This window comes from Sphaerisporangium sp. NPDC004334, from assembly GCF_053602655.1.
In genome coordinates, this window is record NZ_JBSGDZ010000005.1 from 114058 (window position 1) to 131352 (window position 17295).

The window sequence follows — 17295 nt, forward strand, 5'->3', positions numbered from 1 at the left end:
CGTCACCGGGCTCGGCATGGAAGGATCTGCGGATTGTCGTCCATCATCCGCTTTCGCCGGTCGTCTCAGAGAGGGACGACCGCGAAGGATGCCCCGGAGGACGTCGTGGAGGACGTCTCAAAGGAGACCCCTTGAAGGACCCCGTGAAGGACATCTCGAAGGACGCCTTGGAGAATGCTTCGAAGGACGCCTTGGAGAACGCCCCGAAGGATGCTTTGAAGGACGTCTCGAAGGATGCTCCGGAGGACGCCTTGGGCGATGCCGGCGCGGCCGGACCCGTCGGCCGTCCCCGGACGCACCCGGTCGCCGGGCCGGTGACCACCGCCTTCGCCTTCCTGCTGGTGCTGTTCGCCCTCAACGCCCCCGACCAGATCGGTCACCTCACCCCGTGGGCCTTCGCCCGCGTCCCGCTGGAAGGACTCCTCGGCGTCGCCCTCGTGCTCGTCCTGCCGCCGAAGCCCAGACGGGTGGTGGCGGCGCTCGCCGGAGTGGCCCTCGCCCTGGTGACGATCGTGAAGTTCGCCGACCTGGGCTTCTACGCGACCCTCCAGCGGCCCTTCGACCTGCTGCTCGACTGGGCCTTCCTCGGGAACGCCGTGGACTTCCTCACGGCGTCGTTCGGCGGGGCCGGTGCGGTCGCCGCCGTCGTCGCGGTCGCCGTCCTCATCGCGGGCGTGCTCGTCCTCGTCACGCTGTCGGTCATGCGCCTGGCCCGGGTCGTGGCCCGGCATCGCACCCCGGCGACCGGTGCCGCCGGGACGCTCGGGGCCGCCTGGCTCGTCTGCGCCCTGTTCGGGGTGCAGATCACCCCAGAGGTGCCCGCGGCCGCCATCGTCCACGACCATGTACAGCAGATCGGCGCCGGCCTGCGCGACCAGCGGGTGTTCGCCGCACAGGCCGCCGTCGACGCCTTCCGCGACACCCCCGGCCAGGATCTGCTGACCGCGCTGCGCGGCAAGGACGTCGTCTTCTCCTTCATCGAGAGCTACGGCCGCGACGCCGTCGAGGACCCGGAGTTCGCGCCGCAGGTCGACGCGGTGCTCGACGCGGGGAGCCGCCGGCTGCGCGCGGACGGGTTCGCCTCCCGCAGCGCCTTCCTCACCTCACCGACGTACGGCGGCGGCAGCTGGCTCGCCCACGCCACGCTGCTCTCGGGGCTGTGGGTGAACAACCAGCAGCGCCACGGCGCCCTCGTCGCCGGCGACCGCCTGACCATGCCAAGCCTGTTCCGGCGCGCGGGCTGGCGGACGGTCGCCGTCATGCCGGGCAACACCAAGGCATGGCCGGAGGGGGCGTTCTACGGCTACGACCGCGTGTACGACTCCCACAACCTCGGGTATCGCGGCCCGGGCTTCAACTGGGGCACCATGCCCGACCAGTACACCCTGTCGGCCTTCCAGCGGCTCGAACGCGCGAAGCCGGGCCACGCCCCGATGATGGTGGAGATGCCCCTGGTCTCCAGCCACGCCCCCTGGGCGCCCATCCCCAGCCTCACCGACTGGAACGCCGTCGGTGACGGTTCCGTCTTCGGTCCCATGGCCGCCGCCGGCGAGTCGCCGGACGCCGTGTGGCGCGACGCCACCCGCGTGCGCACCGAGTACCGGCGCTCCATCGAGTACACGCTGAGCGCCCTCATCTCCTACGTGGAGACCTACGGCGACGACGACCTCGTGCTGGTCTTCCTCGGCGACCACCAGCCCGCCCCGATCGTCACCGGCGAGAACGCGAGCCGCGACGTGCCGATCACCATCGTCGCCCGCGACCGGGCCGTCCTGGACCGGGTGTCCGGCTGGGGCTGGCAGGACGGCCTGAGGCCCGGCCCCACGGCCCCGGTCTGGCGGATGGACGCCTTCCGCGACCGCTTCCTCACCGCCTTCGGCCCCCAGCCCCCTCGCTCGCCGGCCTCGACACCCCGGTGACCGTTGTCCTTCCGTCCTCGCCCGGCCCGCGCGACCAGGCCACGGCTGCGCCTCAGGGGTGGTCGTAGATCGAATGATCCCCTACTCGACGCCATTGCAGGATCGGTTCACCGTCGTCAGCGGTTACGAAACGGAAGGTGGCCCGGCCGTCTGGAGAGGTGAAGTTCCAGGTCAGAGAGTAGATGTCGGTGCCTGTGAGCTTGTGGACGCGCAGCCGTACAGGCCAAGGGGCGCGGCCGGTGTGCGCTCCCTGCTCGATCGCGGGAAGAAGGTACTTGTAGACGGCGTCCTTGAACGTGACGTAATGCTCGGGAGGTAGCCGTGACGCGTCCCGGAGGAAGGACGCCGAGCGTTCGTATCTCACCGGTCGTCTTCACCGCGGACGGTGTCGATCTCGGCGAACATGTCTTCCATGCTGTCGAAGGTCCGGGTGCGGCCCTCACGGTAATCGGCGTCCGCCTCGGTTTCGGCGGACTGCCAGCCGGGAGTCCAGTACCAGGCCTCGTCGGCGGGCACGATGGCCGCGACGCGGCGGCCGTGGTCGGTGAGGTAGGCGATGGTGTTGCGTTCGGCTGCCGCGCTGATGACATCGGGCAGGTGGCCGTCTGCCTCGTCCAACGGAACTTCGAACGCGTCCTCGCCCATGTCGCGAGTGTAGGCGGTCGCCTGTGCGGGGGTCACTTATCCGAGCGTAGCCATTCCAGCGCTCATGGTGACGGATTTCGGGGAAACCTTGAGAGGGCGTCGTTCTCTCCTCGGCGCACATCCAGCGGCACTCACTCGGCACCCGCGGTCGCAGGAGGGGGCCGCAGGGGCACCGTTGTCGATTCGCGCACCACCAGGTGGCAGGGAAGGGCGTGGACGCCGGGGGAGGGGGAGCCGTTGATGGCGGCGAGGAGCCGTTCGGCGGCCGATCGGCCGAGCCCTTGGAGGTTCATGTCGACGCTGGTCAGCGGGGGTTTGGCGCCTTCGATCATGACGTCCCAGTTGTCGAACCCGACGAGGGCGACGTCGTCGGGGATCCGGCGTCCCGCGGCCCTCAGGGCGTCGCCGACGCCGCGCGCGATCTGGTCGCTGCCGCAGAAGACGGCGTCGAACTCCGTCCCGCTCCCCAGAAGGATGCCGGCGGCCTGGCCTCCCCACGCTTCGCTCCATCCGCCGAACAGCGGCGGCGCGACCAGGGAACGCCCTTCTTCGGCCAGTCGCCGCGTCGTCGCCGCGGCGCGCACCCGGGCGGAGTTGTGGTGGTCGGGGCCGGTGATGTGCGCGATGCGGCCACGCCCTATGGCCAGCAGATGGTCGATCGCCTTGCGGGCGCCGCCCGCCTCGTCGGGGACCACCGAGCAGTCGCCGGGGTCGGCCGAGCTGATGAAGGCGTAGACGACGGGCACCGGCAGGCCGACGCCGATGGGGGCCCGTGCCTCGGTGCGCCGGCCGGTCACGATGATGCCGTCGACCCGCCGGCTGAGCAGGGTCTTGACGTAGTACTGCTCGCGGATCGGGTCGCCCCGGCCGTCGCAGAGGAAGATCGACATCTCTCCGGCGCCCAGCGCGTCCTCCGCGCCCATCAGGACGGGGATGCTGAACCGGCCGATCGTGTCGGTCGTGATCATGCCCACCGTGTAGGTGCGGCCCGAGTGCAGGTTGCGCGCGCCGGCGTTCGCCTCGAAGTTGAGCTGCCGGGCCGCTTCCCGGACGCGCCTGCGGGTCTCTTCGCGTAGCGATCCGCGCCCGTTGAGGGCCTTGGAGGCCGTGCCCACCGACACGCCGGCCAGCGCCGCGACGTCGGTGATGGTGGCGTGACGCTCCAGTCTCCCCACGTTTCCCTCCGCTTTCGGTGGTCGTTGCCCTGTCCACTGTATAGCGCGACTTGTCGCGTCCCCGCACGCCCATGTAACCGCGCTGAAACATACTGTTGACCCCTCCCCGACGGCGTTGGTAACGTGACGGCAATCGTTTTCCTAGGTTTCCTCATCGGCTGTGCCCCCCGTTTTGTCCTTCTCACCTGCGGTTGTTCCCGGCGACCGGCCCCGGCGGTCCGAACGGCCCGCTGGCCGGGGGACGAAGCCCCCGCGGCCGCGCGAGAGACCTCCGCATCCCACACGAAAGACCGGAATGACCGAGCAGAAGTTGTCAGACACGCAGACCGGCCCCGGCAGGGACAGGACCGCGGAGCCGGCCCCGTCCGGCCTCGGCGGTCCCGCGGGGCCGGCCGTCCCCGGGCCGGAGGCCATCGCCGCTCTTTCGCCGCTCGGCGTGGACCAGGTCCGTCTGCACCCCGAGGGGCTGCTGGGCGGTTGGCGGCGGCGCAACGCCGAGGACACGCTGCCGCACTGTGTGGACAACCTGCGCGGCAGTGGCAACATCGGCAACCTCCAGGCCGCCGCGGGAGAGGGCGAGCAGCCCTTCCGGGGCATGTGGTTCGCCGACTCCGACGTCCACAAGACGCTGGAGGCCGCCCTGTGGGAACTGGGGACCTCTCCCGGTGACGCCTCTCTGGAGGCGTTCGTCGAGGACACCGTGGCACTGCTGGCCCGGGCCCAGCAGCCCGACGGGTACCTGAACTCCTACTTCACGGTGGCCGCTCCCGAGGAGCGGTGGCGCAGGCCCGACTGGGCCCACGAACTGTACTGCGCGGGCCACCTCATCCAGGCGGCCGTCGCCGGCGGCCGTGTCGGCGCCCAGCCCGTCCTGCTGTCCGTCGCCCGCCGCTTCGCCGATCTGCTGGTCGAGCGGTTCGGGCCGGACGGGGTGGAAGAGGTGTGCGGTCATCCCGAGATCGAGACCGCCCTCGCCGAGCTCTACCGGCTGACCGGCCACCGGCCCTATCTGGATCTGGCGCGGCGGTTCCTCGACCTGCGCGGGCACGGCCTGCTCGGCCGTGGCCGGTTCGGCCCCCGCTACCACCAGGACCACCAGCCCGTACGCGAGGTGCGCGAGGTCGCCGGGCACGCCGTGCGTCAGCTGTACCTGCTGGCCGGCATGGTCGACGTGGCGGTGGAGACCGGCGACCTGCCGCTGCTGGACGCGGCCGAGCGGCTGTGGTCCGACGCCTTCCACACGCGGACCTACGTCACCGGCGCGCACGGCTCGCGCCACCGGGACGAGGCGTACGGCGACCCGTACGAGCTGCCGCCCGACCGGGCGTACGCCGAGACCTGCGCGGCCATCGCCAGCTTCCAGTGGAACTGGCGGCTGCTGCTCGCGACCGGCCGCGCGCGCTACGCCGACGAGATGGAGCGGGCGGTGTACAACGCGGTCGCCGCCGCGGTGTCGGCCGACGGCCGGCGCTTCTTCTACTCCAACCCCCTGCACCTGCGCACCGGGCACGTCGGCTCCGGCGAGGAGGAGGCCGCCCGCCGCCTGCCCTGGTACTCGTGCGCCTGCTGCCCGCCGAACATCGCGCGGCTCATGGCCTCGCTGCCCGGATACCTGGCGACCGCCGACGAAGGGGGACTGCAGGTCCACCTGTACGGCGAGGCCACCCTCACCGCCGCTGTAGCGGGGCGACCGGTCCGGCTAGAGATGCGCACCGACTATCCATGGCAGGGCCGGGTCGAGCTGACGGTGGGAGGCGAGGCAGGGCGGAGCGAGCCCTGGACGCTCGCGCTGCGCGTGCCGTCCTGGTGCGAGGCGTACTCGGTGACCATCGGCGACGAGACGGTGCGGGCGCCCTCGCCCGACGGCTACGTGCGGCTCACCCGCGTGTGGACGCCGGGAACCAAGGTGGTCCTCGACCTCGACATGCCCGTGCGGCAGGTGGGCGCGCATCCGAGGGTCGACGCGGTGCGCGGGTGCGTCACCCTGGCGCGCGGGCCCCTGGTGTACTGCCTGGAGCAGGCGGACCTGCCGCCCGGCGTCGTCCTGGAGGACGTGCGGCTGGACCCCGCCGCGCCGGTCACGGCGGCCCGCCGGGACGACCTGCCCGGCGCCCCGGTCGTGCTCAGCGCACGCGGCGTGCTCGCCGACGCGCCCGACCGGCTCGACACCACGGCCGACGCGCCCGGCCCGCTCTACACCTCCGGTGCCTCGCGGGAGCGGACCAACACCCCGCTCACGCTCACGGCGGTGCCGTACTTCCTGTGGGGCAACCGGACCGAGGGCCCGATGCGGGTCTGGATTCCGCTCGCCACCACCGGATGACCGCGGAGGGTCGTGCCGGTGGCCGCCGGCACGACCCTCCGCGTGGGACCGCCCGCGGTGCGCCGCCGGCTCGGGGAGGGACGGTCCCGTTCCACCTCCTGCTCGCCCCCCAACTGAGCACAGAAAGAGCGAGGTAGCTGATGAGCAGACCCCGACTCACGCCGGGACGCGCGATCGGCCTGACCGCGGCACTGCTTGCCGCGGGATTCGGCGGGCTCGTCCCCCTAGCGCCCGCCGAGGCGGCCGGAACCACCCTCACGGTGAACGTCGCCCAGCCCTTCCGGCCGGTCACCCACGTCGCCACCGGCGGACTGTACGGCCTGGCCGAGAACAGCAGGCCCGCCGACTCCACCCTGCTGCCGCTCAAGGTGAACTCCTTGACGCAGCCCGCCCCCGGCGTGGGACAGCGGCCCAACGGCCAGCCGCCGGGCGGGGACTCCCTGAAGGTCTCCCCGCAGGCCACCCGGGTCGGCGCCGGGGAGTACATCCGGATGCCGGACATCTATCCCAACTTCCCCTACCAGTGGGTGAGCTGGAACGACTGGCTGGCCAAGGTGGACACGATGGTCCGTGCCCGCCTCAACACGACCTCGGTGACCAACGTCGTCGGCTGGGAGCTGTGGAACGAGCCGGACTGGACGTGGAACACCGGGGCCGCCGGCGCCTTCAACGACGGCTGGGCGCGCACCTTCCGGGCCGTGCGTGCGCTGGACGCCACCACGCCGATCGTCGGGCCGAGCATCTCCTACTACAACCGCTCCTGGCTGTCGTCCTTCCTGACCAGCGCCAAGGCCAGCGGCACGCTGCCCGACATCATCTGCTGGCACGAACTGGGCAGCCCCAACAACATCGCCGCCGACATCGCGAACTACCGCGCGCTGGAGTCCTCCCTCGGCATCAGCCCTCGCCGCATCTCCATCAACGAGTACGCCGCGACGAGCGAGGTCGACGTCCCCGGCCGGGTCGCCAGCTACGTGGCCAAGCTGGAGCGCGGCGGCGTCGAGACCGCGCACCGGGCCTTCTGGTACGAGTACGGCACGATGAACGGGCTGGTCGTCAACGGCAACCAGCCGACCGGCACGTGGTGGCTGTACAAGTGGTACGGCGACATGGCGGGCAGGATGGTGACCACCACCCCGGCCAACCAGACGGCGCTGGACGGCTTCGCCGCCTACGACAGCACCCGCAAGATCGTCAACGTGGTGTTCGGCAACGAGTCCGGCACCAACACCGTCCGCGTCACCGGTATCGGCGCCCTGGGCTCCAGCGTCAGGGTGACCCTCCAGTCGACGCCGGCCAACGGCCGCTTCACCGCCGTGACGGCGCCGACCACGATCTCGACGACCACCTCCACGGTGAGCAACGGAGAGATCAGCGTCTCGGTGCCCAACATGTCCGCCACGAGCGCCTACAACCTGGTCATCCAGCCGGCGAGCGGGGTGCCCTCCTACCAGCAGCGCTACGAGGCGGAGAACGGGTCGGTCTTCCGCGCCCAGCGGCTGACCAGCTCCAGCGCGTCCGAGGGCGGCTACGTCGGCCGCATCGACAACAACACCGGCACCCACCGCGACGACAGCTACGTCGATTTCGTGGTGAACGTGCCGTCCGCGCGCTCGTACACCATGACCGTCGGCTATGCCAACGGCACCGGTGCGACCGCCACGCAGGGGGTCGCCTACAACGGCGGCGCGTGGGGCACCATCAGCTACCCGCCGACCTCCGGCTGGGGCCAGTTCGGCGCCACGGCCGCCACGACCGTCAACCTGCAGGCCGGCTACAACGTGATCCGCCTGGCCAAGGGCTCTCCCGGCTTCAACGGGGGCACCGGTTATGCCGAGCTGGACTACATCCAGCTCACCTGAGCGTGCCCGCGCGGGTTCGCATCCTGACCGTGCGAACCCGCGCGGCCGGCCGACAGACTCAGCCGGTGATCCGGCTTCGAAAGGAAGACCTATGGAAAGTCGCCGTTCAGGACGACGGGGCCTTGGCGCGGCCCTCGTCGCCGTCACAGTGGCGAGCGGCGCCGCGGCGTGCTCGTCCGCGCCGTCCCCCTCCTCCGGCACCGACGCCGGGAAGGCTCCGGCCGGGGGCGGCGCCTACACGATTTGGGACCCCTACCCCCAGTTCGACGACACCTCCGACTGGGTGAAGCTCCTGCAGTCCTGCGGGACCCAGGCCGGGGTGACGGTCAAGCGCACCGGGTACGACACCACCGACCTGACCAACAAGGCGCTGCTGGCGGCGCAGCAGGGCAACTCGCCGGACGTGCTGATCGTGGACAACCCGGTGGTCTCGACGCTGGCCGAGGCGGGGGTGCTGACCTCGACCGACGAGACGAAGATCGACACCTCCACCATCTCGCCGAACCTGCTGGCGGCGGGCCAGATGGGCGGCAAGACCTACGGCGTCCCGATCGGCGCCAACACCCTCGCTCTGTACTACAACAAGGCCGTGCTCAAGAAGGCAGGCGTGGCCGTGACGTCGGTCAAGGACTGGGCGTCGCTGACGGCCGCGCTGGAGAAGGTGAAGGCGGCGGGCAAGAAGGGCATCACGTTCTCGGCGATCGGCACCGAGGAGGGCAGCTTCCAGTTCCTGCCCTGGTTCTGGGGCGCTGGCGCGCAGCTCACCAAGCTGGACTCGCCGCAGGCGGTCGCGTCGCTGTCGCTGTGGACCGACTGGCTGAAGAAGGGGTACGCCCCCAACTCGGTGATCAACAACACCCAGACCACGAGCTGGCAGGAGTTCGCGACCGGCGACTTCGCCTTCAGCGAGAACGGCACCTGGCAACTGGCCAACGCCAAGAAGACCGGCTTCGAGTACGGCATCATCCCGATCCCCGGCAAGGACGGCGGAGCGGCGCCCGCTCCGACCGGGGGCGAGTTCGTCGGCGTGCCGGTGCAGAAGGACGCCGCGCGGTACGCCGTGTCGCAGAAGCTGGTCACCTGCCTGACCAGCACCGAGAACTCCTACACCACCGACACCACGCTGTCCTACATCGCGCCGACCGAGAAGGTGCAGGCCAAGCAGGTGGCGGACAACCCCGAGCTCAAGGTGTGGGTGGAGGCGGTCAAGGCGGCCAAGGGCCGCACCAGCGATGATCTCGGTACGAAGTATCCGAAGATCTCCGAACCCATGTGGAAGGCGATGCAGGCCGCGCTCAGCGGAGCGCAGCAACCGCAGGAGGCGATGGCCGCCGCCCAGGCCGCCGCGGCGAGCGCGATCCAGTAGCAGCGACGCGCACGGGCCGGGGGAGGACCCCGGGGCGCGTCGCCGCCCCGGGGTCATGGTCGCTTTCACTTCTCTGTCGATCTCTGTCGAAAAAGGACAGCATGAAACACGCAACACAGACGCCGGCCGCCCCCATCGCGGGCGGCCGGCCGAGGCGGCCTCCGGCTCCGCCACCCCGGGGCGGACGGCGCGCGGCCGCGCGGCGGCGGTCCGGGCAGTGGACGGCGTGGGCGTTCCTGGCGCCCGTCGTCGTCTATCTGCTGGTCTTCTACGCCTACCCCCTCTACCGCAACCTGGACCTGAGCCTGCGCGACTACACGGTGCGGTCCTTCGTGCAAGGGGGTGCGCCGTTCACCGGGTTCGCCAACTACGGCAAGATCTTCGCCAATGCGACATTCGGCCCGGCGCTGTGGCACACCGTGGTGTTCACCGTGGTGTCGCTGGTGTTCCAGTTCACCATCGGCCTCGGCCTGGCGGTGTTCTTCACCCGGCACTTCCGGCTGGCGGCGACCCTGCGGGCGCTGTTCCTGGTGCCCTGGCTGCTGCCGCTGATCGTGTCGTCCTCGACCTGGTCATGGATGTTCAACAGCGACTCCGGCCTGGTCAACGCGCTGCTGACCGCCCTCGGGGTGTCTCCGGTCAACTGGCTGACCTCGCCCGACTGGTCACTGTGGTCGGTGACCATCGCCAACATCTGGATCGGGATCCCGTTCAACCTGGTCGTGCTGTACAGCGGCCTGCAGGCGATTCCGGCGCACATCCACGAGGCGGCCGAACTCGACGGCGCCACGGGCTGGCAGCGGTTCTGGAAGGTCACCTTCCCGCTGCTGCGCCCGGTGTCGGCGATCACGCTGCTGCTGGGGCTGGTCTACACGCTCAAGGTGTTCGACATCATCTGGATCATGACCAAGGGCGGGCCGAGCGACTCCTCCACGACGCTGGCCACCTGGTCCTACCGGCTGGGCTTCGGCAACCTGCTGCCGGCCTTCGGTCCCGGCGCGGCGGTGGGCAACCTGCTGATCGTCATGGCCCTGTTCTTCGGGCTGCTCTACATCTACGTGCAAAGAAGGCAGGCCTTCGCATGATCGCCTCGCGCGGCTGGGCGAAAAGCGCGCTCGGGCTGGTGCTGACCGGCCTGATGCTGTTCCCGGTCTACTGGATGATCAACGTTTCCCTCACCCGGGACCAGGACATGCGCAAGAGCCCGCCGTACCTGTGGCCGAGCAACGGGACGCTGGAGGGCTACCGGGCGGTGCTGGAGCAGCAGGGGCCCTACCTGGTCACCAGCCTGGTGATCGGGCTCGGCACCGTCGCGCTCACGCTGGTCATCTCGGCGCCGGCGGCGTACTCGCTGGCCAAGCTGCGTCCGAGGGGTGGCGGGGCGCTGAGCTTCGTGCTGCTCATCGCCCAGATGATCCCCGGGATCATCATGGCGATGGGGTTCTACGCCATCTTCCTCAGCACCGGCGTGCTCAACACGGTCCCCGGGCTGATCGTGGCCGACTCGACGCTGGCGGTGCCGTTCGCGGTGCTGGTCCTCACCACGTTCATGTCCGGAATCCCCGAGGAGCTGATGCAGGCGGCCAGGGTGGACGGCGCGGGGGCGATGCGCACGTTCTGGTCGGTCGTGCTGCCGGTCAGCCGTAACTCGATCATCACGGTGTCGCTGTTCGCGTTCCTGTGGGCGTGGTCGGACTTCATCTTCGCCAGCACGCTGGACCAGGGCGGCGACCACCAGCCGATCACTCTCGGCATCTACCACTACATCGGCAACAACAACCAGCAGTGGAACGCCATCATGGCCACCGCCGTCGTCGCCTCGATCCCGGCCACCGCGCTTCTCGTCATCGCCCAGCGCTACGTCGCCGCCGGAGTCACCGCCGGCGCCGTCAAGGACTGACCCCGGCAGGCCGACCGGCAGCCCGATCCTTGACGCAGGCGGTACGGCGACCGCCGAACCCGCCGAAGGAAGAAGGCTTCGGCAACCCGTTTTGCGCGCTGCGAACCCCGGGGACCGCTCGCCCACCGGTGAGTGATGCCGCGGATGGCGCCCAAAACGCGAGCCGGGGCCCGCACCTTGAAGGTGCGGGCCCCGGCCGTGTCGCGTGACCGTCAGACGGGAACGATGTTCTCGGCCTGCGGGCCCTTCTGGCCCTGGGTGACGTCGAAGGAGACCTTCTGGCCTTCCTGCAGCTCACGGTAGCCCTGGGCGGCGATGTTGGAGTAGTGGGCGAAGACGTCAGCGCCGCCGCCGTCCTGCTCGATGAAGCCGAAGCCCTTTTCCGAGTTGAACCACTTCACGGTTCCAGTCGCCATGTCGATCTCCTTTGATGAGGGGCTGAGCCGGAGACGGCTCTGTGCCGGTTCCGCGCCGCCGTGATAAGCCCGTCCGGAGATGACCGGTAAAACAAAAGCGCCCGACGTCACAATGTCCCGTCAGGCGCGTAAAAAGTTCACGGTTACCACAACTGCAACTGACGTTAGCCTAGCACGCTTCGGCCCGCTGCACGAGCCGGGTCGTCGATCGGCATCCTGACGCGGACGGGGGCGGCGATGAGATCGCCGGACGTGCCCGGTCAGGTGCCCGGCCCCGCGGAGCGACGCCGGACTCGCGACACCCTGGTGGCCGGGCGGTGAACTCCTCCTCAGAGGAGGACGAACAGGTGGCCGTCGGGGTCGATGTGCAGGGCGTAGGTCCGGAGCGGGGGCCGCCCGGTGGTCGAGCAGCCGGTGGCGAGGTCGAACATGTGCTGGTGCAACGGGCAGATGACGACGTCGCCGTCGATCTGCCCGTCGGCCAGCGGGCCCCCGGCATGCGTGCACACGGCGGAGACGGCGCGCGCGTTCCCGTCCCGCAGCCGGAACACGGCGATCTGCTCGCCGTCCACCGTGTACGCCCGGCCCTCGCCGACCGGGATCTCGTCGAGCCGCCCGAGCAGGTGCGCTCCGGCGGCCGGTCCGGCGGTCATCGCTTCGGCACCGGGAGCAGCGGCAGGGCAGGGCGGAACTGGCCAGGGGTGACGGGCTCCCCGCCCTCCTGCCAGGGATCGCGGTAGGCGTCCACGGAGGCCTGTACCGCCTGGTCCAGGCCGGCGGCGATGCCGTCGGCGTCGTCGACCACGACCTCCCGGATCCGCTCGATGCCGACGCGCGGCACGAACGCGTAGGTGCGCTCGAGCCAGTTGGCATTCTCGCGGTAGTACTGCAGGAAGCGCCCGGTCAGGGTGATGACCTCCTCGGCGGTGCCGACCGTGGCCAGAAGGTCGCCCTTGCGGATGTGCGCCCCCGCCGCTCCGCCCACGTAGATCTCCCAGCGGCCGCCCTCCACGGCCACCACGCCGAGATCTTTGACGTAGGCCTCGGCGCAGTTGCGCGGGCAGCCGGTGACGGCCAGCTTCATCTTCGCGGGCGCTTCGAGTCCCTGGTACCTGGTCTCCAGGGCGATGCCCAGCGCGGTGGAGTCACCCAGGCCGTACCTGCAGAAGTCCAGGCCCACGCAGGTCTTGACCGTCCGGAAGCTCTTGCCGTACGCGTGACCGGACGGCATGCCGAGGTCGGCCCACACCTTCGGCAGGTCCTCCTTGCGGATCCCGAGCAGGTCGATGCGCTGGCCGCCGGTGACCTTGACCAGAGGGACCTGGTACTTGTCGGCGACGTCGGCGATGCGGCGGAGCTGGTCGGGGGTGGTGCAGCCGCCCTTCATCTGGGGCACGACGGAGAACGTGCCGTCCTTCTGGATGTTGGCGTGCACCCGGTCGTTGATGAAGCGGGCGTCGCGTTCGTCGACGTACTCGCCGGCCCACATCGTGCGGAGCAGCGACGCCAGGCCCATTTTGCTTTTGGCGTCCTCCTTGCCCGCGGGGGCGAGCTCCGCGAAGACCGCGGAGACCGATCGCAGGCCGCGCGCCCGGATCTCGGCCATGAGCTCCTGCTTGGCGAGCGGGACGCCCGGCACGTACCAGCCGGCCGAGGGGTCCTCCTCGGTCTGTCCGCCGGCCGCCCACTCGACGATCTGCGTGACCAGCGACCGGCAGGAGCCGCATCCCTTGCCGGCCCGGGTCGCGTCCATCACCCCGGTCACGGACCTGGCACCGTCCTTGACCGCCGAGACCAGGTCCGCCTTGCTGACGCCGTTGCAGTTGCACACCTGCGCGTCGTCGGAGAGCTCCTCGACGCTGGTCTCGGCGGACGGCGCGCCCAGGTCGAACAGCAGCCGGACCCTCTCCTCGGGCAGCGGGAGCCCGCGGTCGAAGGCCTGCATGAGGAAGGCCACCTTGCTCAGGTCGTCCACCAGGGTCGCCCCGACCAACCGGCCGTCGCGGACCACGACGCTCTTGTACATCCCCCGCGTGGGCTCGGCCACCACCACGAACTCGTCGTCCTCGCGCTCTGGACCCTTCAGGCCCATGGACGCCACGTTCACCCCGGCCACCTTGAGCTTGGTCGCGATGCGCGATCCGTGGTAGGCGGCGGTGGGATCGGCTCCGGTGATGTGGTCGGCCAGGACCCTGGCCTGCTCCCACAGCGGCGCCACCACGCCGTACACCTGGCCGCGGTGCTGAGCGCACTCGCCGACGGCGTAGACGCCGGGCTCGCCGACCGCCCGCATCTGGTCGTCGACGACGACGCCGCGCTCCACGACCAGGCCGCCCGCCTGCGCCACCTCGGTGTTCGGGCGGATTCCCGCCGCGATCACCACCATGTCGCAGGGGAGGAGCCGTCCATCGGACAATGCGATGCCGGTCACCCGCTCGGCGCCCCGGATCTCGGTGGTCCGGGCGTTCAGCTCGACGGTGATGCCGAGCCTCTCCACGCTGCGTTTCAGCACCGCGCCCGCCTGGGGGTCCAACTGCTGGTTCATCAGGTGCCCGCCCGCGTGCACCACGGTGGCGGAAAGGCCGTGGCTCTGCAGCCCCCGCGCGGCCTCCAGGCCGAGCAGGCCGCCGCCGATCACCACCGCGCCGTGGTGGCCGCGGGCGTACCGGAGCATGTTGCGGGTGTCGTCGATCGTCCGGAAGGTGAACACGCCCTGGTGGAAGCCCCGCTTGGCGTCGCGCACCCCGGGGATGTCCGGAACGAACGGCCGGCTGCCGGTGGCGATGATCAGCCGGTCGTACGGCGTGGACGTTCCGTCGTCCGCGTACACCTTCCGGGCGAAGCGGTCGATGCGTCTGACGCGGGTTCCCGAGTGCAGCGTGATGCCGTTGGCCTCGTACCAGGAGAGCCCATTCAGGAAGATCTCGGCCTCGTCGTCGGTCCCGGCCAGGACGTTCGACAGCATGATCCGGTTGTAGTTGCCGTACGGCTCGTCGCCGAACATCGTGATGGAGAACCGTTCGCCTCCGCCCCTGGCGAGGATCTCCTCCACCGTGCGCGCCCCCGCCATACCGTTGCCGATCACGACCAGACGCTGCCGCATGGCGTTCCTCCTCACACCTCGACCAGGCCGAGATCGACGACGGCCGACCCGGAGACGCCGTCCGGGGCGGCCAGGTACACCTCGATCGTGGTCCCGGCCATCAGGTCCTCGACGACGCGAAGGGAGACGTGGACGCCGGCCTTGGCGCCGATCGGCAAGTACCGCATAGGAGTCCCGTCGCGCATCAGGACCAGGCAGACGAGCTCGTCGCAGGAGTTCCCGCCCCGCAGGTACACGGGCTGGGTGACGTAGCCGTCGGGGACGACGTAGCGCAACTCCGACGCCAGCGGGAAGGGGGCGTCCATGCCCTTGCCGGTGAAGGAGAAGATTCCCTGCAGGAACCGGGGTGTCGAATCCATATGAGTCCTTCCGTCGAGCCGTGGCCGTGGGTCTTCGACCTTCCTGACGGCGACCGCGCAGGCCTTGAAGGCGGGCATGCGCGAGAGAGGATCCAGCGACGGATCGGTGAGGGCGTTCGCGCCGGACTCGCCGCCCCAGTGGAACGGGACGAAGACGGTGTCGGGACGGATGCCGTCGGCCAGCTCCGCCGCGAAGAGGGCGCTGCCCCGGCGGGTGCGCAGCTCGACGGCGTCCCCCGCGCCGATGCCATGCCGCCTGGCCAGGTCAGGGTGCATCTCCGCGCTCGGAACCGCATCGCCCTGCGTCAGCGCCGCGATCCTGCGCGTCTGGGTGCCGCTCTGGTACTGGCGCATGAGACGCCCCGTGGTGAGGACGTAGGGGAACTCCGCGTCGAGCCGTTCGGTGGCGTCCCGGTGCTCCACCCGGACGAACCGGGCCCGGCCGTCCGGGGTGGGGAACCGTTCGGTGAACATCCTCGCCGCCCCCGTCTCACCCTCAGGGCACGGCCAGAACACCCCCTGCTCCGCCTCGATCCGCTCGTAGGTGATTCCGCCGTAGTCGGCGACGCCGCCGGAACTGGCGCGCCGCAGCTCCTGGAACACCTCACGCGCGTCGGCGCTGAAGTACGCGCCGCGCCCGAGCCGCCGGGCCAGAGCGGTGATGATCCGCAGATCGTCGCGCGCCTGGCCGGGCGGCACCCGCGCCGGCCTGCGCCGGACGACCCGGCCCTCCAGGTTCGTCATGGTGCCCTCCTCCTCCGCCCACTGGGCGGTGGGGAACACCACGTCGGCCTCCATCGCGGTCTCCGACAGGAACATGTCCGAGACCGCGAGGAAGTCCAGCGCGCGCAGGCGATCGAGCACGCGGTCGCGATCAGGGGCGGACACCACCACGTTGGAGGCGAACACCAGCAGGGCGCGCACCCCGCCGTCCCGGCCCAGACCGCTGAGCATTTCGTACGCCGACACCCCGGCGCCGGGCAGCTCCTCCGGGTCGATCCCCCAGACCGCGGCCACGTGGGCCCGGGCGGCCGGGTCGTCGATCCGCCGGTATCCGGGCAGTTGGTCGGCCTTCTGGCCGTGTTCCCGTCCCCCCTGGCCGTTGCCCTGACCCGTGATGGAGCCGTATCCGCTGCCCGGCCGGCCGGGAAGCCCGAGCGCCAGCGCCAGGTTGATGAAGGCCTGCGCCGTGTCGCTGCCCTGGCTGTGCTGCTCGGCCCCCCGGGCCGTCAGGATCATCGCGGAGGCGGCGGTGCCGAGCATCCCGGCCACCCGTTGCAGGTCCTCCACCGGGACCCCGGTGATGCGCTCGACCCGGTCGGGCCAGTACGCCGTCAGGCTCGCCCGCACCTCGTCGAATCCCGTGGTGCGCGCGGCGATGTACTCAAGGTCGGCGCGACCGGCACGCAGCACCAGGTGCAGCAGGCCGTTGGCCAGCACGAGGTCGGTCCCGGGGACGGGGCGCAGGTGGACCGTCGCCATTTTGGCGGTCGCGGACGTGCGCGGATCGACCACGACCAGGCCGCCCCCGCGTTCACGCGCCTCGTTCAGGTACTGCATCGCCGGCGGCATCGTGTCGGCGAGATTGCTGCCCGCCAGGAGCAGCACCTGGGTCCTCGCCACATCGGCCAGCGGAAACGGCAGCCCCCGGTCCACGCCGAACGCCCGGTTGGCCGCGGTCGCCGCCGACGACATGCAGAACCGGCCGTTGTAGTCGATCGAGGCCGTCCGCAGCGCGACCCGCGCGAACTTCCCCAGCAGGTAGGCCTTCTCGTTGGTGAGCCCGCCGCCGCCGAAGCACCCGACACTGTCCCTGCCGTACCGCTCCTGGGTGGCGATGATCGCCTCCACGGTGCGGTCGAGGGCCTCCTCCCAGCCCGCCGCGCGAAACGGGCTGCGGCGGTCACCGGGAACCGCCCTGACCAGCGGCGTGAGCAGCCGATCCGGGTGATCCAGCAGCTCGGCCGCCGTCCACCCCTTCACGCAGAGCCCACCGCGATTGGTCGGGAAGTCGGCAGGCGACAGCGAGACCTCGCTGCCCCTGACCTGCAACGAGATCCCACACTGCAACGAGCAGTACGGGCAATGGGTCGTCGTACTCGGCATCCCCACGACCACAAGATTCCGCCCCGGCGATTACACCGGCATTCGTACGACATGTAGGCGCCGTTAACCCCTCCTCACCGGTTCTGGGCCGTGAGTCGCAGGCTCAGCCGGCGAAGCCGAG

13 protein-coding genes are annotated in these 17295 nt (G+C 70.6%); 6 read left to right on the forward strand and 7 right to left on the reverse strand.

Annotation, left to right across the window (positions count from 1 at the left end; translation table 11 throughout):
• Positions 1–131: 131 nt before the first annotated feature.
• Positions 132–1919, forward strand: coding sequence for a sulfatase-like hydrolase/transferase (locus ACWEN6_RS07745; RefSeq protein WP_452569473.1), 1788 nt, complete (start codon positions 132–134; stop codon positions 1917–1919).
• A 52-nt stretch (positions 1920–1971) separates the two neighbouring features.
• On the opposite strand, the gene ACWEN6_RS07750 is transcribed toward ACWEN6_RS07745, so the two are convergent.
• From ACWEN6_RS07750 to ACWEN6_RS07760, 3 genes are all read right to left on the reverse strand, one after another.
• Positions 1972–2283 carry a hypothetical protein gene (locus ACWEN6_RS07750; RefSeq protein ID WP_452569474.1) on the reverse strand — a complete coding sequence of 104 codons (312 nt, stop codon included), beginning with the start codon at positions 2281–2283 and terminating at the stop codon, positions 1972–1974.
• Positions 2280–2564: a hypothetical protein gene (locus ACWEN6_RS07755; protein ID WP_452569475.1), complete on the reverse strand. Its 285-nt coding sequence runs from the start codon at positions 2562–2564 to the stop codon at positions 2280–2282. The genes ACWEN6_RS07750 and ACWEN6_RS07755 overlap by 4 nt, the downstream gene beginning before the upstream one ends.
• A 131-nt stretch (positions 2565–2695) precedes the next feature.
• Positions 2696–3739 carry a LacI family DNA-binding transcriptional regulator gene (locus ACWEN6_RS07760; RefSeq protein ID WP_452569476.1) on the reverse strand — a complete coding sequence of 348 codons (1044 nt, stop codon included), beginning with the start codon at positions 3737–3739 and terminating at the stop codon, positions 2696–2698.
• Positions 3740–4034: 295 nt separating this feature from the next.
• On the opposite strand from ACWEN6_RS07760, the gene ACWEN6_RS07765 reads away from it, so the two are divergent.
• The 5 genes from ACWEN6_RS07765 (at position 4035) to ACWEN6_RS07785 (ending at position 11190) form a co-directional block, all read left to right on the forward strand.
• Positions 4035–6062, forward strand: a complete 2028-nt coding sequence (locus ACWEN6_RS07765) for a glycoside hydrolase family 127 protein (RefSeq protein WP_452569477.1) — start codon at positions 4035–4037, stop codon at positions 6060–6062.
• 140 nt (positions 6063–6202) lie between these two features.
• A complete protein-coding gene (locus ACWEN6_RS07770) occupies positions 6203–7924 on the forward strand; it encodes a CBM35 domain-containing protein (RefSeq protein WP_452569478.1) in 1722 nt (573 codons plus the stop codon).
• A gap of 91 nt (positions 7925–8015) precedes the next feature.
• Entirely contained in the window at positions 8016–9290 is a 1275-nt protein-coding gene (locus tag ACWEN6_RS07775; RefSeq protein WP_452569479.1) for a sugar ABC transporter substrate-binding protein, read from the forward strand.
• Between the two features lie 101 nt (positions 9291–9391).
• Positions 9392–10375, forward strand: a complete 984-nt coding sequence (locus tag ACWEN6_RS07780) for a carbohydrate ABC transporter permease (RefSeq protein WP_452569480.1) — start codon at positions 9392–9394, stop codon at positions 10373–10375.
• Positions 10372–11190, forward strand: coding sequence for a carbohydrate ABC transporter permease (locus ACWEN6_RS07785; RefSeq protein WP_452569481.1), 819 nt, complete (start codon positions 10372–10374; stop codon positions 11188–11190). The genes ACWEN6_RS07780 and ACWEN6_RS07785 overlap by 4 nt, the downstream gene beginning before the upstream one ends.
• 212 nt (positions 11191–11402) lie before the next feature.
• Here ACWEN6_RS07785 and ACWEN6_RS07790 read toward each other — a convergent pair whose 3' ends face one another.
• The 4 genes from ACWEN6_RS07790 to ACWEN6_RS07805 form a co-directional block, all read right to left on the reverse strand.
• Positions 11403–11606: a cold-shock protein gene (locus tag ACWEN6_RS07790; protein WP_350929493.1), complete on the reverse strand. Its 204-nt coding sequence runs from the start codon at positions 11604–11606 to the stop codon at positions 11403–11405.
• Between the two features lie 329 nt (positions 11607–11935).
• The gene (locus ACWEN6_RS07795) at positions 11936–12259 is read right to left on the reverse strand and encodes a Rieske (2Fe-2S) protein (RefSeq protein ID WP_452569482.1); all 324 of its coding nucleotides are present in this window, start codon (positions 12257–12259) and stop codon (positions 11936–11938) included.
• Complete coding sequence (gene nirB / locus ACWEN6_RS07800) at positions 12256–14709, reverse strand: nitrite reductase large subunit NirB (protein ID WP_452569483.1); 2454 nt, start codon at positions 14707–14709, stop codon at positions 12256–12258. Before nirB ends, ACWEN6_RS07795 begins: the two co-directional genes overlap by 4 nt.
• Before the next feature lie 11 nt (positions 14710–14720).
• Positions 14721–17174 carry a molybdopterin oxidoreductase family protein gene (locus tag ACWEN6_RS07805; protein WP_452569484.1) on the reverse strand — a complete coding sequence of 818 codons (2454 nt, stop codon included), beginning with the start codon at positions 17172–17174 and terminating at the stop codon, positions 14721–14723.
• Between the last annotated feature and the right edge of the window lie 121 nt (positions 17175–17295).